We start from the raw sequence: 26,040 nt of genomic DNA, 5'->3' as shown, positions 1-26,040 counted from the left end.
CCACACCCAATGCTGTGTACGGACAGTTGTATACCGCTCTACTGGTTTATGTGTTATTGAAATTCCTCTTTGACAAAGGAAATGCAGTGGTTCATTGGAGCGCCAAACTAACGTTTGCCGATTTTGACCGCTTATTTACGCTGCAACGATTACCCGTAGAATGGATTACTTTTTTGACTAATGATCTTAAATTCCCATAATTTGGCTAATCAACAGGCGTGCAGCTGATGCTCTTGTTCAAAATCCATTTTCTATTCCTCCTTCTATAGTAAAGCAAAAAAAGAACGTCCCTCTGCCGGCAATGGCGTGGGACGTTCTTCGTCTGAGCTAATTATATGCTAGTAGGCGGGGGAGCGGCAATTTGATCATACAAGGAGATATTTGACCTGATTTCGTTTATACTGAGTTTATATACATACTGTAATTTAACCTTCAGTTGACAGAATTCTCCCATCTTCTTTAAGTGGGGGATGAATGGAAACGGTCTAATCTACATGGATTCTAACCGCCTAAGATGCTATAATAAAAGTATTCAGTCGTATCTTGGAAAGGTTAGTGAAATCAATGAAATTAGACTCGAATAACCATTCAGTGTTCTCCCTTCACTTTCATCTTGTTCTAGTCATCAAGTATCGCAGGAAAGTAATTACAGATCCAATATCCGAACGTCTGAAGGAGATATTTGTATACATTCAGCCTACTTACAATGTGACTTTGCAGGAATGGAATCATGACAGGGATCATGTTCATATCCTAATGAAAACGCATCCTAATACTGACATTTCTAAATTTCTCAACGCTTATAAGAGTGCATCATCTAGGCTGATCAAGAAGGAGTTTCCTACCCTCCGAACATCACTTTGGAAAGAGGCTTTTTGGTCACGCTCCTATTGCTTGCTTACAACGGGTGAAGCGCCAATAGACGTCATTCAAAAATACATCGAAAACCAAGGTATGAAAGGGTGATCGCCATTGCTGAAAGCCTACAAATACCGTATCTATCCAAGCCATGGGCAACAACACTACTTCGCTAAAGTGTTCGGATGCGTTCGCTTTATCTACAACAGAATGCTTGCAGATAAAATTGAACATTACAAGCAAACGGAAACGATGCTGAGGAATACACCCGCACAATACAAAAAGGAATTCGACTGGCTGAAAGAAGTCGATAGCCTTGCCTTAGCGAATACCCAACTGAATTTAGACAAGGCTTATAAGAATTTTTTTCGGGATAAGAAAACGGGGTTTCCTAAATTCAAGAGCAAGAAGACGAATAATCATAGCTTCACAACGAATAACCAAAATGGAACAGTGGCTATAGAGGATGGATATCTCAAGATTCCAAAGCTAAAAACTGGCATTAAAATCAAGCTGCACCGCCCATTCGTGGGGCTGATCAAATCATGCACGATTTCAAAAACACCAACGGGAAAGTATTATGCTTCCGTATTGGTTGAAACGGATATCGTCCAGTTGCCCAAAATACATACGAAGATTGGCGTTGATCTTGGGCTGAAAGACTTTGCTATCACTTCAAATGGCGAAATCATATCCAATCCTAAATACTTGCGTACGTCTGAAAAGCGATTAGCGAAGCTGCAGAAGGATGTATCGCGGAAGAAGAAGGGAAGCCATAACCGTCATAAGGCTAGGCTGAAAGTTGCCAAGCACCATGAAAAAATAGCGAATCAGCGTAAAGACTTCTTGCATAAAACGTCTGCCAAAATGATAAACGAAAACCAAGTTATCGTGATGGAAGACTTATGTGTAAAGAATATGCTGCAGAATCACAAACTTGCAAAAGCGATTAGCGAGGTCTCTTGGAGTATGTTCCGTTCGATGCTTGAATATAAGGCTCAATGGTATGGCAGAGAGCTTATGATTGCCCCTAAGCACTATGCAAGCAGTCAGCTTTGCTCCTGTTGCGGTTATAAGAATGCAGAGGTGAAGAATCTCGCCTTGCGAGAGTGGACTTGTCCAGAATGTAACGTGCATCATGATCGGGATGTAAACGCTGCTCAAAACCTACTGAAACTAGCCATGTGATATTGCAATGATTGGGCTAGGGACTAGCCTTTGAGCTTGGGTAAACTTGGAGCAGTAGCTTCATTGACCAAGAAGCCGCCACCTCTTAGGTGGATGGTAGTTCACTTGCAGCACCTTGGTGAGTGCAGAGATGGAGGTTGTAACATTTGGAGATATTTGAGTACATTTTACTGATGCTGGCGGCGGTCTCGTTGTCGAATCTGGTGAACCGGTTCATTCCGTCGCTCTCCGTGCCGATTATCCAGATTGTGCTGGGGATGGCGTTGACCTTACTGCCATTGCACTTTGAACTGGAGCTGAACCCGGAGCTGTTCCTGCTGTTATTCATCGCCCCGCTGTTGTTCAATGACGGCAGACATGCCGACAAGGTAGCCCTGTGGAAGCTGAAAAAGCCGATCCTGCTGCTGGCGCTGGGACTGGTCTTTCTGACTGTCGGCGTGCTCGGATATTTCCTGCATTGGCTGCTGCCCGTGCTGCCCTTGGCGGCGGCGTTTGCACTTGCAGCGGCGCTGGCACCCACCGATGCGATTGCGGTAGGCGCTCTGGAGCAAAAGGTCAAAATCCCGCATCAGACGATGCAGATTCTCGAAGGGGAATCATTAATTAACGATGCTTCAGGTCTGGTATCCTTTCAATTTGCCGTGGCTGCGATGGTCACTGGTGCATTCTCGTTCAAGACGGCCAGTCTGAGCTTTGTGGGCATCTCACTGGGCGGCGTGCTGCTGGGCCTGGTGCTTACCTTCTTGAAGTATGGGCTTGTGCGCTGGCTGCGCAGACTGGGGATGGAGAACGTTACTCTGCATATGCTGATTGAGATACTGACTCCGTTTGCTATTTTCATGGCGGCTGAGGAGCTTGGCGTCAACGGCATTCTGGCGGTAGTCAGTGCCGGGCTTGCCCATTCCTTCGGCTATAAGCAGATGAATCCTGAGGTGGCCAAGCTGAACATCGTGTCCAAAAGCACCTGGTCGGTTATCATCTTCGTCCTGAACGGCCTGGTCTTCCTGCTGCTGGGTACACAATTGCCGGAGATTATTCAGACCGTCTGGAACAATCCGGATATCGGGAATATGCAGGTTATCCTCTACACCCTGCTGCTAACCGCTGCCGTTCTCACCCTGCGGCTGATCTGGTCGCTGATTATGGATATACCCGATGGGGAGGAACCGCGGGGACCGTGGAAGCTGGAGTTCAGGAAGGCGCTTATTCTTACGCTGTCCGGGGTCCGTGGGACGATTACGCTGGCGAGTACGATGTCGCTGCCGTTCGTTCTGGATGACGGCTCGCTGTTTCCGGCGCGGGACCTGATTATTTTCCTGGCGGCGGGAGTGATTCTGTGGACCTTGCTCGCCTCCAACTTCCTGCTGCCGCTGCTGATCGGGACAGACAGTGAAGAGGAGCATCAGGAGGAAGAGGCGGAGGCCAAGATTGAGATTCTGCGGAAGGTGGTTGCGGGACTGAATGAGCAGGCAACAGATCAATCCCGGCTGGCTCTGAGCCATCTGACCGGTACCTATAATGCAAGAATCCGTCTGCTCAAAAAGAATGAAGAGGCCGAGGAGCTGGAGCGGCTGCTTGGGGTGACGGCGCTTAAGTGGCAGAGAGAGTATACGCTGCTTGCGCTGAAGCAGCACGCGGTCAACCCGTATACCGCTTACCGGTATCTGATAAGGCTGAACCGGCAGCTCTTCATATACACCCGTGATAAGCAGTACAAGAACGACCTGATTCCCTTCAAAAGCTGGGAAGAGATCACCGGAGCCTTCCAGCAGGTGCGTCTAAGCCCGCAGGAGCGGCGGGAGGAATGGAACAAGCTGCAATCCGGCAATTTCGCCTACGTGCTGGACCAGCTTAGAGAACTGCAGAACACCGGGGAGATGGACCCTGAGGTGGTCAGCGCCCTGATTCTACGCTATGAGCGGGGGAGATTGCGGGTTACCCGCCCTGAGTCGATCTCCTCCGCGAAACGGGAGTTCGAGGAGGCGCTGCAGGAGCTGTCAAGAACAGGCATTCAGCTGGAGCGTGACTATATTCAGCTTATGTTCGAGAATGGACGGATCTCCAGGGCTAGTATGAAGGAAATGAAACGTGATATCCTGTTTATGGAACATGAATTGCGCGAAGAAATGGGCTAATCCGTGAAGGAGAGGACAGATGTACAATGAATAATAAAATTGTGGCCGGTACATGTGCGGTGATTGCGGCATTGGGGATCTATATGTATGCGGGCAGCAGGGAAAAGGAGCCGGCAGGGGTAGACGGGACACCAGCCGGCAGCCAAATGGCCAGTCAGGAGCTCAAGCAGATGGTCGCGGATTACAGCGCGCGCACCCTGACCTCAGAGTCGGCCTCCATTACCTCGACACAGCTGATCGTGGACAGCGGCAGTCCTAGCGAGGTGACCTATGATTTGCCGGAGGATGAATTTTTCCTGTCGGTGGCTCCGTATGTGGAGAATACACATCCATGTGCGACTCACAGCCTGACCGGCTGTCAGGGGGAGATGGTGGGCCAGTCCTTTGAAGTAAGAGTCGAAGGTGCTGACGGCAAGGAGATCATGAACCAGACCGTCAAGTCCCAGCCGAACGGCTTCATCGACCTGTGGCTCCCGCGTAACCAGAAGTACCGGATGACGATCACTCACGAGGGCAAGGAAGCCCAGGCCGACATCTCTACTTTTAAGAACGATGATACTTGTCTTACGACGATGCAGTTGAGTTAACGGGGATCGTCCAAATTGAATAAGAAGCCAACCTATTGGATTACAGGAATAACACAGGTCGCACTCGTCATTATCATCCACCTGGGACTATTTGTTTTTTTGCAAATAAAAACGGTGGAGTGGCCGGAAGTAACGGGAGCAGAAGTTATATTGACGTACTGCGCTCCAGTGTTTCTGTTGTATGCAACCTGTATCAGGTCGCTGAAAACGAAGAAGCTCAGGTATAATCTGATTTGGCTATTGATCAGTTTGCTTCCCAGTACCGCCATTCTCTTTAAACTAAAAGAAATTGCCAGCGCAGAGCCTGTCGAACCCGTGTTCATTGAATTTCATTTTGCACAAGGCTACTTGGAATTGATGCTTTTCTTTCCTGTTATCTACTCAGTTATCCAGTTGATTTTGTGGGCTGCAATGTGGTTTATGATTTTATCCAAAGAATAAAGCGGAGCGGCTGGAAGAGGAGTAAGGATGGTCATTAGTTCGTCCTCACCCCAGCCAGAATAAACTCCTTAAACTGCCGGTCCGCAGCCCGCTCCTCCTCTGTAACCACACCGCCCCGCTGGTGCGTGAGGATCACGGCTTTTTGCAGATACATGAAATAGAGGTGGGTGGATTTGTGCAGAATGTCCAGCCACTTTTTTTTGTCGTCCGGCGCTACTGTCAGCGTCTCAAGGCTTAGGAACCTTGAATACCAGACCTCCATGGCATGCTTGAAATCAGGCAACTCCGCTGGATTCTTCGCTAGTGTACTATAGTAGACGCCAAAAATAGCATCGTAATAAATCAAAGCCTCCTCCTGCTCCCGAAGCGCCAGATATTGATCCAGAATCCTCTCCAGGGACTCTACCGGCTGGCCGAAGTCGAAATCAAACAGCAGCTGTCCAAACATCCGCTCCAGATTCTCGACATAGAGGCGGGCGGCTAATTCTTCCTTATCTTTATAATGCAGGTACAAAGTGCGGCGGGACACACCTGCCTTCTCCGCAATCTGCGCCATATCCGTGCGCTCAATCCCCTGGCTGCAAAATAACTCCAGCGCCGCCTCCCGGATAATCTCCCCCGTCAATTGTTTCTGCTTCTCGCGCAGGTTCATGGTTATTCCCCCTTCAGGAAGCTGCTGCCTACAGAATACGGCCTATGTTGGTTAACGGCATCCCCCAGCCATTTCACAAGCTTCACACCATCCTGCTCCGCCTGGTAGAACGTGCCGCGGGTGGCGAAGGTGTGGCCGGTGGTTCCTTTTGCAGCATCCAGCCCGTAATCGGTCAGATAGTAGTAGTAATTAGGTATTGCGTCTGACAGGGAAGCGATCGATTGCCGCATTTCCTCAGACCAAGCATGGATGACCTTCTGGTCCCGTGGTCCTGTGTAATCATTAATATTGTTCTGAAAATGAATCAGAATCTCGTCATACACCGAGTAAGATTGCAGCAGCACCGTTCCTGCAGGCATGAGCCGTCCATTCGCCCGGAAGGCCGAGCCGATCAGATCCGCTTCGGGAGCGTAGCCGAATTTTTGTGCAAAAGCTGCGTCCCATTCCTGCTCCACCACACCAGGCCATTTATCCGATCTCAGATAAGAGCTGTCGGAATATTGGTAGATCTCGGCGTCCTTGTAATGAGCGGCAATCGTTGGAGCCCAGAAGGCGGAACCGAACCCGCCGGCGCTCTCGCCTGCAATCAGCAGCTTCCCCGGCTTCTCCACATTGGCGTAAATCCAATCGAGGCTGCTCTGTACATTATTGCGTCCATTATACCGCATTGTGAACCTGCTGCCGTCCTCGCGCGCATACTCCACCGTACGGTTGCCGACATGGAAGTCGCCGGTCGAATAGGGAAGATAGGCCACATTCCATCCGTGAAAAGGATTGTCCGGATTCCCCGTATCCGTGATCCCACCCAGCAGCGTCAGCATATAGAATGGGATATCGGGAAAATAATTGCCCGTGTCCGTGCCCTTCAGCAGATTCATGAGCTTAATAGGGTGTGCGGCGCTTTTTGCATCCCAGCTAACCCCGCCCCCGGAGAAAAAGATGATCCAGTTGTTGCTCTCACCGTTTTTGGTCCAGATGAAATACTCCGATCCGTCACTGGAGAGGGTGTTCCCGCCCAGCCGCACCTTGTTCCATTGGTAGGGCTTCACTTCCGCGATGACGTGCGTGGTGGTCGCCGGTCTCTGGATCACGAAGGCATAGACCGCAAGGGTGGCTAGTCCAACGAGGCTAACGATACCAACACCTGTGTATAGCATGATTTTCCGCATTTTGCTCATGACACCACTCCTTTTAATTGGAGTATACATGAAGTGTATTCGGTATACAAGGTGTGTACTAAGAATGTAAATCTATGATTTTCAGGCCAGGAGCTTTATTTCTCATATTCCATAAAAAGTATCTTATGATAGAATTAGCAACATGAAAAAACTTAGCGTATACACAGCTTTATTCATCCTTCTAAGCGTTGTGCTGCTGGCACTGGCAGGCTGTAACAATAATAAGAATGCCTCCGGCGGACAGAGTGATGAGCAGACCGCCGCCGATTATGTCGAAGCGCTGGGCTACACCATCGTTACCTCTGAAGGAGAGACGGACAGATACACACTGGAGCCGGACAGACTGAAGAGCCTGGATGATATGCAGCTCTGGGCGGTACAGGAGCAGGAAGCCAGCACCTACTTCGGGAAGGAGATCACAACGTATCAATTTATCGTGAAGGATCATCCCCTGGAGCAGCAATACCCCGCAGATGAGTACAGAATCTCTGCCAATGTGATGCTCGTGGATCACAAAGTCATCGGCGGCAGCTCGGCTCCCCTGAGCACCACCGAGAATCTCGTCGTGGCAGGCGGCGAGCATTCGCTGGAAGGGAAGACGCTGGAGGAGATCAAGGGGCTGGAGTATGCGGAGTGGCTGGAGCATTGGAAGGAGAGGTATGGGGCGGGGGGCGAAGCGATCAGTTTAACAGAATTAAAGAGCTTATCCGAAAAGGGGGCATCCCTGAATTGGAGTGATTTTGACAAGTACGTATTCGAGGATATTGGTTCAGGTGTATATATCAGGAAGTACCAGCTTGAGGGAGGACGGCAATTGCTGGTTAGCGGTAAAAGCATGGAGCAACCGCCGGAGAAAATCTCCGTTGTGGATTCAAGCGGCAAGGAGATGGAACTGACTCCAGAGAATGTGGACGGGTTATAACATTTCGCTTAATAAGAACCGCCCCACCTTCTATGTACTATTGGCGCTAGGCCTTCACCTACTCATGATCTATTTTTTAAAGATACAAATAGAAGACTGGGGACCAGAATTATTGAAATTCACGTATAAAGCATATCTTGTGCCAGTATGTTTGGGTTTTATTAATTCGTTTCTATTTGTAAGGACGCTGAGGGTGAAATACCATGTTGTTTGGTTTTTATCAACTACTATTCCGAGTTTCTTATTGATTTTATTTTTCAAAGCAATACAACGCACTGGAGAGTATGAGCAAGCATTCGTTACTATTGAATTCTTTCCTGAGTATCAGGTGGAAATGCTCATTTTGCTTCCGATCAGTATTTTTGTGCTCCAGTTTATTTTGACGCTCTACTATCTGATTAGGATAAGAAGGAGATTAGCTTGTTGAAGGCATGAGGATGATTGAAGGCCAAGTAACCTGGTCAAAGGAGAATAAAAATGATAACCAGTTTATTTATAGTTGCCTTAAGCGCAGCCATGGGTTTATTTCTTTGGTATTTAGTTATAGGGACAATCTTTTCTACGGGTAGTGGCGACCTATTCACAGTAACTCATTATGATTCTTTATTTTTTCACGCTACCCTTTTGTTGTTATGTATCATATCCTATTTTCTTTTTGCAAAACACCTAATAGAAAAAAGATTACCCCTGTTACTTCTTGTTTGTTTTGGGACTACGTTTCTCTTTTTTGTCCTTGCACCTTGGATTATCGAATCAATTCCTTAATGAAAGATTGCTAATAAATTTTGTAATAGATATAGATAAAAGCGTTAGTTACTGTGAACCTTATAAAATATGCGAGGATGATTTCGAAGCTCAGCCTCTGTTCCTACAAAAAAGCTCTCTACCGTAGGCCCTTCGACTTTACCCGAACTCTTAACGGACTCGCTGTTGCCTATAGTGTGACCGTGGATCATTTGATCGACATCTAATTTTGGACGTTTTTAATACCCCAGATTCAGGAATTTTAATAATGTTTCTCCCCTGTTCCACTTCAATCGCATTAAACCCCTCTTGGTTATAAATAATCTGTACCCAGCCCACATAATTTTTTGGAATAAAATAAGTGTTAGTATGGCGCCTATTAGGGCTCCAGAATACAAGAATTAATAACAACGATAACAACAGCAGCAAAAGTGTCTTTTTCAATTTTCCACCTCCGGCGCGATTACAGAAATTGAAAGTTCTCCTTGCCAAGGACGTAACGTCACAGTCTACTATAGACATTATAAGACGCCTTAGTGGAGAAAAGGAGGGTAATCTTGGAGCTTACAGTAGGGAAATTCGCCAGTGCTGTTCATACAACGGTAAGGACACTCAGGCATTATGAGCAGCTGGGGCTGCTTGTGCCGGGGAAACGGAATGAACTCAATCAGAAAATGTATACCGGAATTGAATTGAAGAGATTCTACAATATCCAGCTGCTCAAAAGCTTGAATATGCCTTTAGAGGAAATCAGACAAAGGCTGGAAGGGACGGAGTATTCTTTTCGCGACATGTTAGAGGTTCAGGAAGGTGTGCTTCTCGATAAGAGAGCTCAAATTAACGAGTCCCTCGATATGATAACTAGAACGAAGCATCTAATCCATGAGACCGGTGACTTAACTGCGGAGGATCTGATGTTGCTTATGAATTCGATCCGGTTAGAGGAAGATCAGAGAAAGATATTGAATCAATATTTCTCCGCAGCCGCAGTGGATGCCCTCATGCCAAAGGATAAAGCGCAGCAAACCGAATTAGACCGGTTGAACAGGAGGCTGTTGTCTTTTTTCAGGACGGCAATGCAAAATGAATGTCCTCCCGAGAGTCACGAAGTACAGACAGAACTAAAAGAACTGTTAGGAAGGGTGCCTGTATCTGTAAATAAGCTGTCTGATTCCAATCAGAATCTGGTACAACAGCTTGAAATTTATATGGGTTTACTGCCTGCGGATATGGCGGAGTATGTGGGGCAAGCGGTCCAGGCGTTCTACAGGAATGTTAGTGAATGTAAAGGAGAATAAACGCATGAGTGCATTAAGCGCCAGGGCGCATTATAAGCTGCTTTTGCAAATTGTGTTAGGCTTAACGCCGTTTCTGATCGTAGGGCTGATCCTTATAGGGATTCTCAGGTGGGGAGAGGCTATACCCTTCACGGCTTCGCTGTTTGTCCCGGATGAGTTCTCTTATCTTACAGTCGCCTTATTGGGCTTGAGTGCGGGGACGATTATAGTGCTCATTAGTGTGGGGATCATCATCCAAACTAAAACAGAACTCCCCTCATCTGAAGGCGCGGACACGATACATCAAATCATGAGTACTCCAAGCGGTATTGCTGTGAGTTCACTGGGGGGAAGCTTGTTTGAAGAGTTTTTCTTCAGGGGGGTATTAATCGGATTGTTTATAGGGCATAGCCCGGCCATGGACTGGGGCGTCATTCTAATCAGCTCCTTTCTGTTCTGGATCATCCACGTACCCCAGTATAAAGGTGTTTATGTAGCCTACGCGCTCGTATTTATCAACGGGCTGATCTTCGCCTTATTATTTTATTATACAGGTTCCTTGATTCCGGCCATCCTGGCCCATGCGATTTACAATGTTGGCATAGGGATTTATTTCACACATAAGCATATAAAATAAAACACAGCCGCTCTCCGCAAATGCAGGGAACGGCTGTCTGTATTACTCCTCAACCACCTTCGACGAGCTTGGGGTGTTCTTGTTCTTATACACCCACAACGCGTACTCCAGCGGGCGGGTCAGGGCTGTGCGGTAGGTGCTGGCGTCGCCGGAGCGGGCGAAGACCTCACGGGCGGGCTTGGGATTGACCTCCAGCACATAGATCCGGCCCTCACGGTCAATCGCGAGGTCGAGTGCCAGCTCGCAGAGGGCGCCGAAGCTGTCCTCGAGATAGGCGGCCGCATCAAGTCCCAGCCGCTCGGCTGTCCGCATCGCCTTGCCGGCCCGCTCTTCGCTGCCGAGCCACTGCTTCAGCAGCGCCTCCGCCTTCATGGCATGGCCGCCGCCGTGGAGGTTCGAGGTGACGCTGCGGGCGGCGCCCACCCGGCCGGCCATACCGGTGAGCTCCCAGGCACCCTGGCCGTTCTTCTGCACGAGCATCCGGTAATCGTGGAAGCGTCCGCTCGGCAGCCGTATGGGGATACCCTGCTGTACGAGGAATCTGCCGCCCAGGCACCACTGGCGGACAATAGACTCCAGGCGGCTCAGCGATACCTTGCGGGGGGCTATAATCTCGCGGCTCTGGCGGCGCCCCTGGATATCGAAGAGGGATTTGCCTTCCCGCTGCCGTTCGATCCGCAGGATGCCGCGCCCGCCCGTGCCGTTGATCGGCTTCACGTAGACGACGGAGCTGGACTTCAGCATCCGGTGCAGATCGGCCGAGGACTGGTAGAGGACGGTCTCGGGCAGATGCGGCCGGAACCGGCTCTTCTGGGCGAAGGTCTGATGCACCGTCCATTTGTTACGCAGCGGGCGGTTCAGGAAGGTCAGGTGGCCGTACCGCGTGCGGAAGCGCAGCAGCTGCTGGAAGCGCTGGCTGCGCTGAATCCGGCAGCGGTCATAGATCATGTTCGGGAAGGAGCGCCATTTGCGCGACCAGGCTCCGCTTTTGACGTCGTAGACCATCGCATGGATCAGATCCTTGCTGGCGTGTACATCGGCAGGGGTGAAGACGAAGACGTCCAGTCCGATCCGGCTGCCTTCAATAATCATCCTCCGGTACACGCTCCTCTCTTCAAGCTGCTTGGCGTTGTTCAGATAGAGCGTGAGGATGCCTAAGACGGGCTCTGGCACATGAATTCACCTTCTTCCGGGAGAATGGCGGAGCTTCCCCCCGCCATGGGAGCGCGCAGGAGCAGGGTAGGCTTGCCTGTAGGACCGGTGAGCAGATCGACGGCCGCAAGCCCGCTGTTGAAGCACATCTTCAGGCTGGCCGGATTGTCGCAGGCCACCTGGCACTCCAGCTGCCCGAGACGCTCCAGCTGTGCCTTAAGCAGAGCGGTTCCGGTCTGCCGGTTCCGGTACAGGGGACGCACGGCGACGACGCAGGCCTCTCTGCCGAAGCCGGAGACGAAGCTGACGCCTGCGAGCTGACGGCCGTTCTGTCCCCTTACGGTGGCTATGAGCAGCGAGGTTCCCGGCAGCGCGAGCTGATCCGGCGTCAGCCGGGCCAGCTGCTTGCAGCCGTGAAGGGTAATCCGCCGGTCCCCATACTCCCGCAGGAATGCAAGCAGCGTGCTCCGCCTGGATTCCCACTGTACGGGATCGGTGTCATAGAGCGAGGATATCAGCATGGAATCCCCTCCTTATACGGGTTGATAGATTATTTGGTCTGGCGTGACAGATGCAGGCCATACTGGAAAATACGCTCCAGCGACAGCTTGCGGATGGCGGGTTCATCGAACTTCATCGGGCGGGAATTGGCTTCAAAAAACCACACGCCGCCCTGCTCATCGACACCGAGATCCATCGACATCTCGCCCAGCATGAAACCGGAAGCCCGCTCGATCTGCCGGGCCACCAGCAGAGCGGTGGTGGACACATTCTTCAGGATATCTGCCGCGTGCTCGGCCCCGAAGGTTCCCTCCAGCATCGTGGAGGGATCTTCAATGCTGCCGCCGCGCGGCACATGGGTGGTGATGCTGCGCGCTCCGGCCAGCCGGGCGCCGGTGCCGGTGACGGCCCAGGCACCCCGCCCGTTCTTCTGCAGCAGCACGCGCAGATCGAAGGGGCGCCCCTGGTAGCCGGCCAGCCCGATCGCCTGCTGCACGATATAGCGGGAGGTGCCCTTGGCCCGGCCGATCCGGGCCCACAGGCGCTCTACCGATGCGGCTTTGTAGGTCGTATTTTTCTTGCCGCTCTGGATCTGCAGCCGGAAGGGAAGCAGGGTATCCGGGCGGTATCTCAGCCGCATGATGCCTTTGCCTGCCTTGCCCTTCTCGGGCTTGAGATAGAGGCTGTCGTGATTCTTCAGCATTGCAGTAAGCGTGGCTGCGCTGCGCAGACGGCGGGTTTTGGGCACATGTCTCGCGGTAGCCTTCGATTCCTTGAGCCATTCGAACAGATTCCATTTATTGAAGAAGCATGGATTGTACAGCTGGATGTCGGGATGCTCCAGACATTCGGCAATCTTGCGGACAACCGGTGCCTTCTCCTCCTCCTCGCGGTTCGGAATCCGGTTATAGATGACCTGCGGCCGCGGGACAGGGACGGCATACCAGAGCTTCCCGCTGGCAGAAGGGACGTAGCCGGTCACGACCGGCTCCTCCAGCCTCAGGTCGCGGACGGTAACCACATATACAAGGTAACCCATCTCTTTGCCGGTGCGGATAATGTCACGGAAGTTCTGGCGGTTGCCGCGGAAGTGCTGCAGCCGGTCACTGGTAGTCAGGATGGCGATAACAGGCTTGCTGGGGTCTGGAATCCGGCTGTTCACAATTCATCCCTCCTGCGGAACTTGCTGAGATACAGACAATGCTCCAGGATATGCTCAATGGAAGCTTTGCCCTCAGCGCGCAGGGAGGGGTGGCGGAAGATCGAGCGTCCCGGTTTCGCATTGGCTTCGAACATCCAGATATCCTCATCCTGGTCAATGCCGAGGTCGAAGCCGATCTCGCCCAGCAGATGGCGGTGCTGGATTTCCAGGGATTCGGCAAGCTTGACGGCCGTGGTCTTGGCCCGCTGCAGCACCTCATCCGCTCTTGCGCCGAAGACACGGCCGAGAGCCTGCTGCGGCGTCAGCAGGGCTCCGCCGTTCTTCAGGTGGGTGGTGACGCTGCCCCGTCCGGCTTTTTTGGCGCCGATCCCGACCACGACCCACTGATTGTTGCCGTTCTTGTGCATATGGAAGCGGAAATCAATCGGGCAGTTATCGATCTCGATCAGGCGGATGCCCTGCTGTACCACATAGTTGTGCAGGCTCTGCCCGTGGCGGCCCCGCAGCATCCGCATCAGGCTGTCGAAGGTGGTAAAGCGCAGCAGCACATTCTTGCCGTTCCTGCGGTAGCGGGCGAAATAGCCTTTCTTCGGCAGATAGGTCAGCCGGTAGATGCCGTGTCCCAGGCTGCCTGCGGACGGCTTGTAGTAGACGAAGTGGTGGCGGTCCAGCATATCCCGCATCTGCTCGGTGCCGGGATTGCTGTGCGTCTCCGGCACGAACCGGTTCGCCGTGCTGTCGTTCTCCAGCAGCCGGTATATATCCGACTTATTGAAGAAGCTCCAGTTGAAGTAAGGAATCTTCTTGCGGCCGAAGCGCTCGCGAAGCTGGTTGATGTAGGGCGACGTCTCGGCCCTGCGGCTGGGCAGGCGGTTATAGACTACATCCGGCAGGGACACCAGCTTGCGCTCGAACTTGCCGCCGGCCGTCAAGAAGTAGCCGTTGACCTGCTCCTGCTGCCAGTCGATATCGCGCGGCATGAAGGCGAAGATATAGCATTTGTTGCTGCCTTCGCGCAGCAGCGACTTGATGAAGCCGGTCCGCGAGCCGAAGGGCTGTGCGGAAGAGCCGGGACCGTCAGACAGTACGCCGACCAGCGGCCCGAGCTGGACTTCATCATTCTGCAGGTTCCGCAGATAGACACTGCCTGACTTCGGAACCCTGATTGCGCTCTTCACACCCGAGGCCAGGAAGAGATGCTTGCCGGCGCGGTTGATCGGCTTGATGGCTGCCGGAATCGCATCCTTGCCGAGACGCAGGCGTATATTTTTTTTGCCGGATAATTTCAGGCTTCTCATCAGTTCTCCCGAGACATAGACCACCCGCTCAGGCCGCTTGGTGAAATGCACATTGCAAAAAGTGAGACCCATTTATGAATCCTCCTTTGGAACCATTGATATCAATCTCCCGTGTGAACGGAACTGTCCGCGGGGCAGCTTGCCGTGGCGGCTTGAGGTAAGCAGCAGATGGCGCGCATAGCGCAGCGGGTTCTCTGCGGCTAGTCTGGCAGCCCTAAGGTCGCCTGTCAGCCGGAACACGGTGCGCCCCGGCTTGGAGTTGGCTTCCAGCAGATAGATTCGTCCTCCGGCGTCAATGCCGAAATCAAGACCAAGCTCTCCGAGCCGGCCGCAGGATGCCTCCAGCAGCGGCGGCAGCAGTGCGGACACCCGGGTCAGCTCCTCAAGCAGCTCCTCTGCGGTCCTGCCGAACTCTTCCAGCAGGAAGGGGCGGGCCCGGGCTGCGGTGCCCCCGCCGTGAAGATTGGAGGTCAGGGAGCCGCGGGCGCCCAGCCGGACGGCCATGCCGGTTAAAGTCCAGACGCCGGTGCCGTTCTTCTGCATCAGCACACGCACATCGAACGGCTGCCCTCCGCGGCCGGTCAGCTCTAGATAAGGCTGTATGATATAGCGGCTGCGGCCGATGAAGCGGTCGATCCAACCCAGGCCTTCATCCAGCGTACCGAATACATATTGAAAAGACTCGTTGCCCCGGCCCCGGCCCCGTACCTTCAAGCCGCCGCCCTCACGGCTGCCCAGCAGCACAGCGTGCAGCGTGCGTTTGCCGTGGGACCCGCTCCGGGGCTTCAGGAAGACGCCGTATTCCCTCCAGGCCAGCATGTTGCCCAGCTCTTCCTTCCCGCTGTAGAGCATTGTCTCCGGCAGCAGGTCCGCTGCTGCCGGAGTGCGGCGGAGGATTTCATATACATTCCATTTGTCAGGCAGCCCGCGGGACCAGGGGAGAGAGCGGGAGAGGGAGGCCAGGGCGGCTGAAGCGGCTCTCTTCTCCCGGGACGTCCGGTAGAAGCAGCGGTTATAGAGAATATCAGGCGGAGGGGCCTGCACCAGCGCCCACTGTCCGTCCTGCCACTCATAGCCGCTTACATAAGAGCCGTCCTCCGCCACATCCTCCGGATGAAAGATCAGGACCTTCAGACCGTACAGCGGGGCGGCCCGGCACAGGTGACTGCAGAACTCTGGTTCTGCGAGGGGAGGCATCCCATGACGGCGGCCTGTCATGATGCCAAGGAACCCCAGTGCTGTTGCGTTCATGATGTCCTCCTTATAACCCGGCCAGATAACGGCAGTATAGAATCATCTGCTTGACAGAGGGTCTGATTTTCTGGTCGTTCAGCGGTGTATTGTCGTTCTTGGACGGCTTGGAGTTGACCTCCAGCAGCCAGATCCGGCCGGACTGGTCGAGGGCAAGGTCGATGCCCAGCTCCCCGAAATGGGCTGGAATATAGGTCTCCACGCCTCTGGCAATCGCCAGCGCCGCCCGCGGAAGCTGAACCTGGGTGCTATCCTTGACTCCGGCGGGAAGACTGCTCTTGCCGATGGCTTCCCGGACAGTGCTGAGGGTGCCGCCGCGGGCGAGATTGGAGACGAAGTGATTGCTTCCGGCGGTCCGGGCGACAATGGAGGTGACGCCCCATTTGCCGGTGCCGTTCTTCTGGACCAGTGCCCGGAAGTCGACCGGCCGCCGTCCAATCTCGAGCAGAGACAGGCCCTGCTGAATCTGGTAGCGCGTGGTTTTCATCTTGGGGGCAATGGATTGAAACAGCTTCGCCAGGCTCGAATAGCTCTGTCTCCGTGTGCCCATAGGCGTTGTGGACAGCAGGCGGTAGCCGCCCTCCTCTTTGGAGATGCGCAGGATGCCTTTGCCCAGGCTGCCGCGCACGGGCTTCAGGAATACACTGGGATAGCTGGCGCACATTCTCTTCAATATGGCGAAGCCGTTCAAGGCATGGGACTCCGGCAGATACCGCTGCAGGGCAGGGTCCTGAGCCAGAGCCTCGAATACCTCTGTTTTGTCAAGAAACTTCTCGTTGAAAAAATGGGTTCCGTAGCGGGATTTTACATCCGCCAGAAAATGCTGTACGCTAGGTCTGTTCTCTACCTTGCGCGTGGTCAGGCGGTTGTTGATCACATCGGCAACAGGAAGACTCAGCTTCCGCCAGCCCTCATCGTATACCCAGCCCTGGATGGTAGTGCTGCGGGTTTCCAGCGCTTCCGGGGTGAAGAAATAGACATAGGCGCCTTGGGCATGGCAGGCGTTGGTCAGCTCCCGGCAGAACATCGTAATCTGGCCGAATACGCGCTCCGGCTGATCAGGATGGTCGCGGCTCACCAGCACTCCAATCATCGGCCCCAGCCGCAGCGTGCGGCTGCCTGTGCTGTAGGAAGCGTTAAGCGTCAGGCGCTGTCTTAAGCCGAGCCGCCGGGCGAGTGCTTCACTGACGCGCAGGCTGTCAGCTTTGGGAACCGGTATGACGGTTACCTCCTGCCGGAAAGAGCCGAAGGTCAGCAGAATGGTGCCGTGTGCCGGGATTTTGAGCCTCTTCATGGATTTGTCGCCTAGCATCACAGCGTTTTCCTGCAGGATGCCCGAGTGGACACTTTGGACCGGGATCTTGAGCTTAGACATCGTGGTTCTCCTTCCGGTAGGCAAGCATGGTGCCGGCAATATGAATCTTGAGGGTTACATATCATTCATCATATGGAGACATCTGACCCTTGGTGATTGACCTATTTCTCAAAAAGCCGTGCCGGGCGGATGAATTATTCCTGTAGGCAAAGAGCGGACCGGCGGGCTTCTGCCAGGGGCGGGGGCGCAGCAAGACACAGGCCAGTCCGGAGTGGAAGACCGCAGCTGTGAAAATTGGGCGCGGACAGCCTGTGAAGCGGCCTGGTAACCGGGCGTATGCCCACTGAAGACAAGCGGAAAGAGACGAACCTAACCTGGAGGAGGAATTATAATGAACGTAATTGACAAAGCGCATGAACTGGCGCGGGCCATCAAAGACAGCAGTGAGGTGGCGGATATCACAAGTGCCATGAAGGTGATTGAGGCAGATCCGGAGAGCAAGCAGATGCTGGACAACTTCCGGCAGAGCCAGGTGGAGCTGCAGCAGCGGATGATGAGCGGCGATATGCCCGCGCAGGAGGAGATGGAGAAGATGGAGAAGCTGTTTGAGGTGCTGAACCTCAATCTGGCAATCCGCCGTCTGTTCGATGCAGAGCGCCGGCTCAGTGTGGTCATTGAGGATGTGAACAAAATCATCACGGACAGCCTGTCCCAGATGTACGGCGGACAATAAGCAGGCGGCAGGACTCCCTGCCAATCCCGCACAAAAGGGTGATCTCAGGGCCTTATGGCTCCGAAATCACCCTTTTGTGATAAATGGATATGTTTTTGGGGGATTTTGCGGCTAATCCGATTTGCCCTCTATCAGACAGAGCAGAATGGTAGCGGCCATCCCTAAGCGGCGGTCCAGCTTGCCCTGGCGGTCTCCTGAGAAGTCGGCGGTGATTTTGGTAACGAACGGGTTGAAGTTGTGCCGGAAGGCCGGAATCACCTGCCCCCCGATCTCCAGGACGTATTTCAGCGGAATGATGGCAATGGCGCGGCGCAGCAGGGCGAGGAAGGCGTTATCCTCTTTAACGGCACCGATCTCGTTATCCTGCGTGTCCAGGATGGCCCATTGGTCCTTGAAGAGGGACTTCAGGCCTTTGCGGCGGAGTGCACCCACCGTTTCCCCGGTCTCCACATCATACACATCATAGGTGGAGCTGATATCCAGGATCTTGCGCGCTTTGATCCGCAGCAGCTCCCTGCCCATCGTCTCGTCGGAATACAGCGTGATGTCCTCTCTCAGCCGGAACGCTTTCATCTCCGCGAACAGCAGCAAATCCCCGGAATCGTTGAATATATGTAGCTTGCCGCCCAGCGCAGAGAATATTTTTTTGCGGGCGATGTACTTGGACTGGTTATAAATGGGATTCAAGGTCATTCCCTCCTCTAACTGTATCTATCATCTCATACCCCTGGCATGCAGGCTAGAATCTTAAGGCAGAAGCAATTCTGCTGAAAATGATGTGCTGCTTGTCTCATAAATCAGGCAGCAGGCTCATAGACTAGAGATATAGAGTTGATCCATAACCTTCCAGAGCAAAGGAGCGGTCCCAAAGTGAGAAAAAGAAACAAATTCAAGCATTCCGTCTATCTGCTGGCAGCCCTGGCCATGCTGCTCTACGCGCTGCCGAAGCTGTCGTTTCAGCATAGCTCCGGCTGGGTGCTGGGCTTCGGTCTGGCCTGGTGTGTCTTCGCGTTCCTGGTGATTGCCGCCCACCTGCATTTCATTATGGGGGTAGACGAGGAGAAGCAGAAGCGCCTGGAGTCAGTCCGCAAGGCCAAGCTTGCGCAGTGGCAGGGCAAGTGGAACGAAGAGAGCGGAGTATCGCAGCAGTCCCGGGGATGAATGTCCCGGCGTGAAGGAGGATAACCTCCGGCTTGGCCCTGGTGCCCGGCCGGGGGTTATTTGTGCTGATGGCAAGTAAGAGCAAATCACAGCAAGTCACAAGAGGAACACCGTAGGTGTTATATATATATTCCCGGCTGTACTCATGAATTCATTGGGCTGTCATATCTTAAGGCAGGATAAGGGTTCACCTGTTGTACTCCGGTGCGGACAGCATGTATAATGGGTACAGAATAGTACAGATCGGGGTATGGGGGTGTAACAGTTGGAGGGTCAAGGCGATAATATCACGAAGCACGAACAACTGCTGCAGCACATTGAAGGTCTGAAGGTCGGGACCAAGATTTCCGTCCGCAAGCTGGCCAGAGAAATGGCCGTCAGCGAAGGTACGGCTTACCGTGCGGTTAAGGAAGCGGAGAATCTGGGCATTGTCATTACCAAGGAACGCATCGGCACGGTCCGGGTCGAGAAGAAGCCGCGCAATATCTCCGACCAGTTAACCTTCGGGGACGTAGTGGATATTGTTGAGGGGCATGTGCTGGGCGGAGCGGAAGGGCTGAACAAGCATCTTCATAAATATGTGATCGGCGCGATGAAGGTCGATGCCATGATCCGGTATATCGACGCCGACAGTCTGCTGATTGTAGGGAACCGGGATGATGTGCATTCGCTTGCCCTGGAGCAGGGGGCAGGGGTGCTGGTAACGGGGGGGTTCGGCACGAGCCGTGAAGTGAAGGCGCTGGCGGACGAGCTGGATCTGCCGGTGATCTCCTCCAGGCATGATACCTTCACGGTGGCATCCATGATTAACCGGGCGATCTTCGACCGGCTGATCAAGAAGAAGATTATGCTGGTGGAGGACATTGTCGAACGCAAGGAACGTCATTATTCGCTCAAAATCTCCAGCACCGCAGGTGAACTGCGGGAATTGTCGCAGGCCAGCGGCGAGCAGCGGTTCCCGGTAACCGATGAATGGAACCGGGTCATCGGGATCATCGGCCGGCGCGATGTGGAGGATCTGACCGACGGGCAGAGCATTGAGAAGGCCATGGTCCGCAGCCCGGTGACCGCCGCCCTGCAGACCTCGCTCGCTTCGGCGGCACAGATCATGATGTGGGAGGGGATTGACTTCCTGCCGATCGTGGACCGCAACCGCAAGCTGGTAGGCTCAGTCACCCGCAGGGAGGTGCTGCAGAGCCTGCGCGATGCCAGCAACCAGCCGCAGCTTGGCGAGACGTTCGACCATCTGATCTGGAACGGCTTCGCGGATGAACGGGATGAGGAGGGCAGGCTGTTCTTCCACGGCTTCATTACGCCGCAGATGGCCACGGATCTCGGGACAATCTCGGAGGGGATTCTGTCCACGCTGATGACCTTGTCCGCGTTCAGGGCGGCCAAGGACATCACCGGGAACGATTATGTGCTGGACAGCATGTCCACCTATTTCATCCGTCCGGTGCAGATTGAGCATTCCATTATCGTCATGCCGAAGCTGCTGGAGATCAGCCGCCGCACCTGTAAGCTGGAGATTGAGATCAGCCGCCTGGACACAATAGTTGCCAAGGGCGTGCTGATGCTGCAGTCGATTGACCACGGCTAACATCTGCACGCTCCGTGTAATAGACAGTATAGATAACGCCAGAATAGACCAGGGTTCCCCTCACAGTAGTGAAGGGGCTGGTCTATTTGCTGTTAGCTCCGGCTGCGGGCCCGGCTGTAATAGCTGTAGCTGCGCAGCCCCGAGAAGATATTGAAGAGGCCGAGCACCAGGAAGACAGCTTCAATGACAATATTCAGCGTCGAGCCGCGGAAGATGAACATGGACATCAGGGAGAGGGTGACCAGCATTCCCCCGAGCAGCATATTCATGACCGAACGTTTGGCGCCCTTCACAAGCGGGTCGGCCGCTCTGCGGGAGGAGTAGCTGTAGACGGCAGCACTGATCATGAAGACAACCATTAGAGCAAACAGCAGATACTTAATGAGCAGAATCATGGACAGCAGCTCCTTTGTGAGGGAACAGTTCATACCCCGGTACCGGCCGGGGCATTGTTCCTGTACGCATGTGAAGAATGTGTGTGTTCATGTCCATTATTGTATCATGATTTCTGCTCTAGCTGTGCTTGTAAGGGCTGATTTCGACCCAAATTTGCAGCACGCCCTCCATTACAAGCATTGTGCGGATGCTGACGGTATATTCCTTCTCGCGGACGAGATAAATTTTGCTGTCCAGGAGCAAGCGCGCCAGCTTGCCGTCGGAATCGATCTCGAACATGCTGCGCCCGCGCATCGGCTCCAGATCCGCAGCGAGCTTCCTGAGCACCTCCTTGGACGTCACCGGGTCTATGGCTGCCTTGCCCTCCTTGGCTGTGGTGGCCTCGGTGCGCACCTTGATCTCGCGGATGACGGTGGAGGTGTTATTGTATTTTTTGAGCGTCTGAATGTCGCTCTTGTACTGCTCGATTTCAATGCGCAGATCCTGATTGGTCATCCAGAGCACATTGTAAGCCATATGATAAATCGAATTGTAGACCACGCCCCCCACAATCATCCCCAGCACAAACACAGCGGCAATCTGCGAGAAACGGCGGTAGCGGTGGAACGGCGGCAGTCGCATAGATCGTATCGCCCCTTGCCTTATAAGAATTAATCTGTACCCGAATGGAGCCGGCTGTCAGATAACAGCTTGCCGGGAGCGCTACTTGCCGCACACCCACTTGACCAGCTCGCTGCCCATATGGGCGCCCAGGAAGGCGAAGACCAGATAGAGTATCTGCTTGATGGCCGGGGAGAGATTGCCGCCCAGCATATTGCTCTCGATCACGCGCATCGGGTCGATCGTTCCGCCGACGGCGGCAGCCAGTGCCCATATTTTGATCCGGTCGGCGATATCCAGCATCGTATCGGTCGGCGGCTGCAGCGAGACAGCGGCGCCGATCCCGCCCAGCATGGCTCCGCCCAGCACGATGCCGAAGGCGATGAAGAAGTCGAGAACTGCTTTGCTCAGGAAAATATTCAAGTGAAAAGCTCCTTCCTTAGGATCAGCGCGGCAGGATCGCTGCGGCCTGTCCCTGTGCTCTTACTCCATTCTATGGGCGGCTCCCCCTCTAATATGATAAAATAGTTTCATCTTATGTTTTGATTTGGAGCTGAAGGGAAGTGTAGGGTATGAGCCCTTTCGTGCATTTGCATGTGCACAGCGAATACAGTTTACTGGACGGGGCGGCGCGCATTACGGATCTTGTGCGCCGGGCCGGCGAATACGGCATGACATCGCTGGCGCTGACCGATCATGGTGTGATGTACGGGGCCATTCCTTTCTATAAAGCGTGCCGGGAGCAGGGCATCAAGCCGATTATCGGCTGTGAGGCTTATCTGACTGCCGGGTCCCGCCGCGAGCGGGGCAGCCGCAAGGACCAGCCGATCTATCATCTGATTCTGCTGGCGAAGAACGATACCGGCTACCGGAACCTGATGAAGCTGATTACGGTTGGCCATCTGGAGGGCCAGCATTATAAGCCGCGGATCGATATGGAAGCGCTGGCGGCCCATGCGGAAGGCATCATCTGCCTGAGCGCCTGCCTGGGCGGTGAGGTCCCGCAGCATCTTCTGAACGGGCGCGAGGATGAGGCGCGGAAGGCGGCGCTGCGGTATAAGGAGATTTTTGGCGGGGACTTCTATCTGGAACTGCAGGATCACGGGATGCCGGAGCAGAAGCGGGTGAACCCGAAGCTGATTGCGCTGGCCGCCGAATGCGGGATCCCGCTGGTGGCGACCAATGACGTCCACTACATGGATAAGGCGGATGCCGAGGTTCAGGATGTGCTGATCTGTATCGGCACGGGCAAATCGGTGGACGATGAGGACCGCCTGAAGATCGGCACGGATCAGTTGTTCTTCAAGAGCGGCGAGCAGATGGCCGCTTTGTTCCCGCATGTGCCTGAGGCCATAGAGAATACGCAGCGGATTGCCGAGGCCTGCAATCTGGAACTAACCTTCGGGCAGCATATTCTGCCGGAATATTCACCGCTCCCGGAAGGGCTGGATGCCGCTGCCTATCTGCGCGAGCTGTGCCGCAGCGGTCTTGAGCAGCGTTATGCGGATACGCCGCTCTGGGCATCCCCGGAGCAGCGGGCGGAAGCCGAGCACCGGCTGGCCTATGAGCTTGGCGTCATTGAGAGTATGGGCTTCAGCGATTACTTCCTGATTGTCTGGGATTTCATTGCGTTCTGCCACCGGAATGGAATCGTTACCGGGCCGGGCCGCGGCTCTTCGGCAGGCAGCCTTACCGCATATACCCTGAAGATTACGGATGTAGATCCGCTGAAGTATAATCTGCTGTTCGAGCGTTTCCTCAATCCTGAACGGATTACGATGCCCGATATTGATATTGACTTCAGCGACGAACGCCGCGATGAGGTCATTGCCTATGTGGTGGAGAAGTACGGCCGGGAGCATGTGGCGCAGATCATCACCTTCGGGACGATGGCGGCCAGGGCCGCTGTGCGCGATGTGGGGCGGGCGCTGAATCTGCCGTACAACGAGGTGGACAAGGCGGCGAAGCTGATCCCGGGCCAGCTCGGCATCAGCATCTCCCGGGCGCTGGAGGGCACGCCGGAGCTGAAGGCGCTCTATGAGACGAACCCGAAGACCCGGGGGCTGCTCGACATGGCGATGAAGGTGGAGGGCATGCCGCGCCATGCTTCGACCCATGCGGCCGGTGTCATTATCTCGAAGGGCCCGCTGACCGATGCCGTACCGCTCCAGGCGGGTAATGAGAGCACGGCGCTCACCCAGTATTCCATGGAGCACCTGGAGAGTGTGGGTCTGCTGAAGATGGACTTCCTGGGGCTGCGGACGTTGTCGATTATTGAACGCTGCCTGGGCTGGGTGAAGGAGATGACCGGCAGTGTCCCTGATTTCCGCTTCATCCCGGACCATGATCCGCTCACCTATGAGATGCTGGGGGCCGGGGAGACGACCGGCGTGTTCCAGCTTGAATCCGCAGGCGTGCGGCGGGTGCTGAAGGAGCTGAAGCCGAGCGGGTTCGAGGATATCGTCTCCGTGGTGGCACTGTACCGTCCCGGACCGATGGAATTCATTCCGAAGTTCATCGGCGGCAAGCACGGGGAATTCGAGGTCGTCTATCCCCATGCCGATCTGAAGCCGATTCTGGCTGATACGTACGGCATTATCGTCTATCAGGAGCAGATCATGCAGATCGCCTCGCTGATGGCCGGCTTCTCGCTCGGCGAGGCGGATCTGCTGCGCCGTGCGGTGTCCAAGAAGAAGCGGGAGACGCTGGACAAGGAGCGCGGCCACTTCGTGGAGGGCAGCCTGAAGCAGGGCTACACAGAGGCGGACGCCCATGCCGTCTATGACATGATTGTCCGCTTCGCGAACTATGGCTTCCCGCGCGCCCATGCTGCGGCCTACGGGGTTCTCGCCTTCCAGACCGCCTATCTTAAGGCGCATTATCCGGTGCAGTTCATGGCCGCCATGCTGACCGCCGTCATGGGGTCCCACCGCAAGGTGGCGGAATATGTTCTCGATTGCCGCCGGTCCGGCATCGGCGTACTGCCGCCGGATGTGAACGAGAGCGGCGTGCTGTTCACGCCAGTCGTCCGCGAGGACGGCGGACATATCCGCTTCGGGCTGGGAGCCGTGAAGAATGTCGGCACGCAGGCGGTAGAGAATATTATGTCGGTGCGCAAGGAGCGCCCGTTCGATAGCCTGCTCGATTTCTGCCGCCGGGTGGACCTGCGCGTCTGCAACAAGCGCGTGATCGAATCGCTGCTGCAGGCCGGCGCTTTCGATGCGCTGCCCGGGCACCGGGCCCAGCTGCTGGCGATGCTGGACGAGACGGTGGAGGCAGCGGCCAAATGGCGCAAGGAGCGCGATGAGCTGCAGATTCAGCTGTTCGACGACCTGATTGAGACGCCGAACTGGGAGATCCGTTACCCGGATGTCCCGAAATTCAGTGTGACCCAGCAGCTGGAGCTGGAGCGCGAGCTGCTTGGCCTCTATCTCTCCGGTCATCCGTTGGATGACCGGGCGGGATTGCTGGAGGAGCCGGGGATACAGAAGCTGATGGATCTGGGCGAAGCGGCGGATGAGAGTATGACCGTTACGGCAGGCATGGTAGTCTCGGTGAAAGAGATCACGACGAAGGCCGGCAAGGCGATGGCCTTTGTCGTCTGGGAAGACCAGATCGAGCGCTGCGAGGTCGTGCTCTTCCCCGAGGTGTGGAAACGTAGCCGCGCCCTGATCGAGAAGGGCGCGCTGCTCGCCCTCCGCGCCAAGGTGCAGCAGGAGGACGAGGGCTTCAAGCTGCTGGCCGAGGAGGTGGCACCGCTCACCTCGGACAGCGTGCGCGGCCTGCTGCAGCGCCGCAGCGCAAGGCCCGCCCGGCCCGCCGGCACGGGCCGGGAGAGCGGTGCAGCCAGCACGGCCGCTGCACCGGGCACGCGCACACCGGCGGGCCAGCCGCCCGGTGCGCGCGCTTCCGGCGCGGCCGCTGTGCAGGCCGCGCCCAAGGCCCCGGCCGCGTCAGATGCGCGGCCGGACAGCCCTGCCGAGCATGCAGGCGGCTCGGCGGACCAGGGCCGGCGTGTGTTCATCAAGATCACGCCGGGCGCCGAGCTGAAGGGCATGCTGCCGCGCCTTCAGGAGCTGCTGAAGACCCACCCCGGCCCCGCAGCCACGCTGCTGTTCTACGAGCGCAACCAGAAGGTGCTGGCGCTCAGCGACAGCTACCGGATCGAGCCCTCGGAGCAGCTGATCGCAGACATTGAAGCCATGCTGGGGGCAGGCACTGTGAGAATCAGGTAGTGATGGAATGCACTTGT

Annotated in this window: 25 protein-coding genes and 1 pseudogene; 13 read left to right on the top strand and 13 right to left on the bottom strand. The window is 54.8% G+C overall.

Annotated elements, in window-relative coordinates; translation table 11 throughout:
• The 6 genes and pseudogenes from K1558_RS25670 to K1558_RS25645 form a co-directional block, all read left to right on the top strand.
• Window positions 1-200, top strand: a pseudogene (locus tag K1558_RS25670) (IS4 family transposase); the annotation flags it as partial.
• Window positions 201-564: 364 nt separating this feature from the next.
• On the top strand, window positions 565-966 hold the full coding sequence (gene tnpA / locus K1558_RS25665; protein ID WP_238654797.1) for an IS200/IS605 family transposase: 402 nt from the start codon (window positions 565-567) through the stop codon (window positions 964-966).
• A 6-nt stretch (window positions 967-972) separates the two neighbouring features.
• Window positions 973-2,046: an IS200/IS605 family element RNA-guided endonuclease TnpB gene (gene tnpB, locus K1558_RS25660; protein ID WP_238654796.1), complete on the top strand. Its 1,074-nt coding sequence runs from the start codon at window positions 973-975 to the stop codon at window positions 2,044-2,046.
• 146 nt (window positions 2,047-2,192) lie between these two features.
• Window positions 2,193-4,181, top strand: coding sequence for a Na+/H+ antiporter (locus K1558_RS25655; RefSeq protein WP_238654795.1), 1,989 nt, complete (start codon window positions 2,193-2,195; stop codon window positions 4,179-4,181).
• A gap of 26 nt (window positions 4,182-4,207) precedes the next feature.
• The gene (locus K1558_RS25650) at window positions 4,208-4,768 is read left to right on the top strand and encodes a CueP family metal-binding protein (protein WP_238654794.1); all 561 of its coding nucleotides are present in this window, start codon (window positions 4,208-4,210) and stop codon (window positions 4,766-4,768) included.
• Window positions 4,769-4,783: 15 nt separating this feature from the next.
• A complete protein-coding gene (locus K1558_RS25645) occupies window positions 4,784-5,209 on the top strand; it encodes a hypothetical protein (RefSeq protein WP_238654793.1) in 426 nt (141 codons plus the stop codon).
• Window positions 5,210-5,243: 34 nt separating this feature from the next.
• On the opposite strand, the gene K1558_RS25640 is transcribed toward K1558_RS25645, so the two are convergent.
• Window positions 5,244-5,861: a TetR/AcrR family transcriptional regulator gene (locus K1558_RS25640; protein ID WP_238654792.1), complete on the bottom strand. Its 618-nt coding sequence runs from the start codon at window positions 5,859-5,861 to the stop codon at window positions 5,244-5,246.
• 2 nt (window positions 5,862-5,863) lie between these two features.
• A complete protein-coding gene (locus K1558_RS25635; RefSeq protein ID WP_238654791.1) occupies window positions 5,864-7,039 on the bottom strand; it encodes a pectin acetylesterase-family hydrolase in 1,176 nt (391 codons plus the stop codon).
• A gap of 142 nt (window positions 7,040-7,181) precedes the next feature.
• Here K1558_RS25635 and K1558_RS25630 point away from each other — a divergent pair, with 142 nt between their 5' ends.
• Window positions 7,182-7,961, top strand: a complete 780-nt coding sequence (locus tag K1558_RS25630; RefSeq protein ID WP_238654790.1) for a DUF4830 domain-containing protein — start codon at window positions 7,182-7,184, stop codon at window positions 7,959-7,961.
• A gap of 915 nt (window positions 7,962-8,876) precedes the next feature.
• Here the strand turns inward: K1558_RS25630 and K1558_RS33225 are convergent.
• Window positions 8,877-9,227, bottom strand: coding sequence for a DUF6843 domain-containing protein (locus tag K1558_RS33225; protein ID WP_420800471.1), 351 nt, complete (start codon window positions 9,225-9,227; stop codon window positions 8,877-8,879).
• A 35-nt stretch (window positions 9,228-9,262) separates the two neighbouring features.
• Between K1558_RS33225 and K1558_RS25625 the strand changes: the two genes are divergently transcribed.
• Window positions 9,263-10,003, top strand: a complete 741-nt coding sequence (locus tag K1558_RS25625; protein ID WP_238654789.1) for a MerR family transcriptional regulator — start codon at window positions 9,263-9,265, stop codon at window positions 10,001-10,003.
• A 4-nt stretch (window positions 10,004-10,007) separates the two neighbouring features.
• Window positions 10,008-10,619 carry a CPBP family intramembrane glutamic endopeptidase gene (locus K1558_RS25620; protein WP_238654788.1) on the top strand — a complete coding sequence of 204 codons (612 nt, stop codon included), beginning with the start codon at window positions 10,008-10,010 and terminating at the stop codon, window positions 10,617-10,619.
• Window positions 10,620-10,661: 42 nt separating this feature from the next.
• Here K1558_RS25620 and K1558_RS25615 read toward each other — a convergent pair whose 3' ends face one another.
• Genes K1558_RS25615 through K1558_RS25590 form a run of 6 tightly spaced genes read right to left on the bottom strand, consistent with a single transcriptional unit; the run spans window position 10,662 to window position 17,358 of the window.
• Entirely contained in the window at window positions 10,662-11,792 is a 1,131-nt protein-coding gene (locus tag K1558_RS25615) for a YheC/YheD family endospore coat-associated protein (protein ID WP_238654787.1), read from the bottom strand.
• Window positions 11,774-12,292, bottom strand: a complete 519-nt coding sequence (locus K1558_RS25610) for an N-acetyltransferase (RefSeq protein WP_238654786.1) — start codon at window positions 12,290-12,292, stop codon at window positions 11,774-11,776. The genes K1558_RS25615 and K1558_RS25610 overlap by 19 nt, the downstream gene beginning before the upstream one ends.
• Before the next feature lie 29 nt (window positions 12,293-12,321).
• On the bottom strand, window positions 12,322-13,434 hold the full coding sequence (locus tag K1558_RS25605; RefSeq protein WP_238654785.1) for a YheC/YheD family endospore coat-associated protein: 1,113 nt from the start codon (window positions 13,432-13,434) through the stop codon (window positions 12,322-12,324).
• Window positions 13,431-14,804: a YheC/YheD family endospore coat-associated protein gene (locus K1558_RS25600; protein WP_238654784.1), complete on the bottom strand. Its 1,374-nt coding sequence runs from the start codon at window positions 14,802-14,804 to the stop codon at window positions 13,431-13,433. Before K1558_RS25600 ends, K1558_RS25605 begins: the two co-directional genes overlap by 4 nt.
• Window positions 14,805-15,983 carry a YheC/YheD family endospore coat-associated protein gene (locus K1558_RS25595; RefSeq protein WP_238654783.1) on the bottom strand — a complete coding sequence of 393 codons (1,179 nt, stop codon included), beginning with the start codon at window positions 15,981-15,983 and terminating at the stop codon, window positions 14,805-14,807. It lies immediately after the preceding gene.
• 10 nt (window positions 15,984-15,993) lie between these two features.
• On the bottom strand, window positions 15,994-17,358 hold the full coding sequence (locus K1558_RS25590; RefSeq protein ID WP_238654782.1) for a YheC/YheD family endospore coat-associated protein: 1,365 nt from the start codon (window positions 17,356-17,358) through the stop codon (window positions 15,994-15,996).
• Between the two features lie 331 nt (window positions 17,359-17,689).
• Between K1558_RS25590 and K1558_RS25585 the strand changes: the two genes are divergently transcribed.
• On the top strand, window positions 17,690-18,031 hold the full coding sequence (locus K1558_RS25585) for a YlbF family regulator (RefSeq protein ID WP_238654781.1): 342 nt from the start codon (window positions 17,690-17,692) through the stop codon (window positions 18,029-18,031).
• A 111-nt stretch (window positions 18,032-18,142) separates the two neighbouring features.
• Here the strand turns inward: K1558_RS25585 and K1558_RS25580 are convergent, their stop codons facing one another.
• Window positions 18,143-18,724 (bottom strand): LURP-one-related family protein, encoded by a 582-nt coding sequence (locus K1558_RS25580; RefSeq protein WP_238654780.1) that lies wholly within the window; start codon window positions 18,722-18,724, stop codon window positions 18,143-18,145.
• A gap of 177 nt (window positions 18,725-18,901) precedes the next feature.
• On the opposite strand from K1558_RS25580, the gene K1558_RS25575 reads away from it, so the two are divergent.
• A complete protein-coding gene (locus K1558_RS25575) occupies window positions 18,902-19,192 on the top strand; it encodes a hypothetical protein (protein WP_420800470.1) in 291 nt (96 codons plus the stop codon).
• Between the two features lie 265 nt (window positions 19,193-19,457).
• Window positions 19,458-20,792, top strand: coding sequence for a DRTGG domain-containing protein (locus K1558_RS25570; RefSeq protein WP_238654779.1), 1,335 nt, complete (start codon window positions 19,458-19,460; stop codon window positions 20,790-20,792).
• A gap of 92 nt (window positions 20,793-20,884) precedes the next feature.
• On the opposite strand, the gene K1558_RS25565 is transcribed toward K1558_RS25570, so the two are convergent.
• The 3 genes from K1558_RS25565 to K1558_RS25555 all read right to left on the bottom strand — a co-directional run bounded on the left by K1558_RS25565 (window position 20,885) and on the right by K1558_RS25555 (window position 22,211).
• Window positions 20,885-21,187, bottom strand: coding sequence for a YtpI family protein (locus tag K1558_RS25565; protein WP_238654778.1), 303 nt, complete (start codon window positions 21,185-21,187; stop codon window positions 20,885-20,887).
• 118 nt (window positions 21,188-21,305) lie between these two features.
• Entirely contained in the window at window positions 21,306-21,809 is a 504-nt protein-coding gene (locus tag K1558_RS25560) for a sporulation membrane protein YtrI (protein ID WP_238654777.1), read from the bottom strand.
• An 81-nt stretch (window positions 21,810-21,890) separates the two neighbouring features.
• On the bottom strand, window positions 21,891-22,211 hold the full coding sequence (locus K1558_RS25555) for a YtrH family sporulation protein (protein WP_238654776.1): 321 nt from the start codon (window positions 22,209-22,211) through the stop codon (window positions 21,891-21,893).
• Between the two features lie 149 nt (window positions 22,212-22,360).
• On the opposite strand from K1558_RS25555, the gene K1558_RS25550 reads away from it, so the two are divergent.
• Window positions 22,361-26,023 carry a DNA polymerase III subunit alpha gene (locus K1558_RS25550; RefSeq protein ID WP_238654775.1) on the top strand — a complete coding sequence of 1,221 codons (3,663 nt, stop codon included), beginning with the start codon at window positions 22,361-22,363 and terminating at the stop codon, window positions 26,021-26,023.
• Window positions 26,024-26,040: the final 17 nt, after the last annotated feature.

The sequence above is a fragment of the Paenibacillus piscarius genome, from assembly GCF_022234545.1.
Classification (GTDB): Bacteria; Bacillota; Bacilli; order Paenibacillales; family Paenibacillaceae; genus Paenibacillus_AQ; species Paenibacillus_AQ piscarius.
This window is presented reverse-complemented; position numbering and strand designations above follow the sequence as displayed.

Bases quoted from the DNA above. Each gene is read 5' to 3' on its own strand.
- tnpA (WP_238654797.1), top strand. From the start codon at position 565: ATGAAATTAGACTCGAATAACCATTCAGTGTTCTCCCTTCACTTTCAT.
- K1558_RS25635 (WP_238654791.1), bottom strand. From the start codon at position 7,039: ATGAGCAAAATGCGGAAAATCATGCTATACACAGGTGTTGGTATCGTT.
- K1558_RS25630 (WP_238654790.1), top strand. From the start codon at position 7,182: ATGAAAAAACTTAGCGTATACACAGCTTTATTCATCCTTCTAAGCGTT.
- K1558_RS25640 (WP_238654792.1), bottom strand. From the start codon at position 5,861: ATGAACCTGCGCGAGAAGCAGAAACAATTGACGGGGGAGATTATCCGG.
- K1558_RS25565 (WP_238654778.1), bottom strand. From the start codon at position 21,187: ATGATTCTGCTCATTAAGTATCTGCTGTTTGCTCTAATGGTTGTCTTC.
- K1558_RS25650 (WP_238654794.1), top strand. From the start codon at position 4,208: ATGAATAATAAAATTGTGGCCGGTACATGTGCGGTGATTGCGGCATTG.
- K1558_RS25560 (WP_238654777.1), bottom strand. From the start codon at position 21,809: ATGCGACTGCCGCCGTTCCACCGCTACCGCCGTTTCTCGCAGATTGCC.
- K1558_RS25590 (WP_238654782.1), bottom strand. From the start codon at position 17,358: ATGTCTAAGCTCAAGATCCCGGTCCAAAGTGTCCACTCGGGCATCCTG.
- K1558_RS25550 (WP_238654775.1), top strand. From the start codon at position 22,361: ATGAGCCCTTTCGTGCATTTGCATGTGCACAGCGAATACAGTTTACTG.
- K1558_RS25585 (WP_238654781.1), top strand. From the start codon at position 17,690: ATGAACGTAATTGACAAAGCGCATGAACTGGCGCGGGCCATCAAAGAC.
- K1558_RS25610 (WP_238654786.1), bottom strand. From the start codon at position 12,292: ATGCTGATATCCTCGCTCTATGACACCGATCCCGTACAGTGGGAATCC.
- K1558_RS25595 (WP_238654783.1), bottom strand. From the start codon at position 15,983: ATGAACGCAACAGCACTGGGGTTCCTTGGCATCATGACAGGCCGCCGT.
- K1558_RS25620 (WP_238654788.1), top strand. From the start codon at position 10,008: ATGAGTGCATTAAGCGCCAGGGCGCATTATAAGCTGCTTTTGCAAATT.
- K1558_RS33225 (WP_420800471.1), bottom strand. From the start codon at position 9,227: ATGTCTATAGTAGACTGTGACGTTACGTCCTTGGCAAGGAGAACTTTC.
- K1558_RS25580 (WP_238654780.1), bottom strand. From the start codon at position 18,724: ATGACCTTGAATCCCATTTATAACCAGTCCAAGTACATCGCCCGCAAA.
- K1558_RS25600 (WP_238654784.1), bottom strand. From the start codon at position 14,804: ATGGGTCTCACTTTTTGCAATGTGCATTTCACCAAGCGGCCTGAGCGG.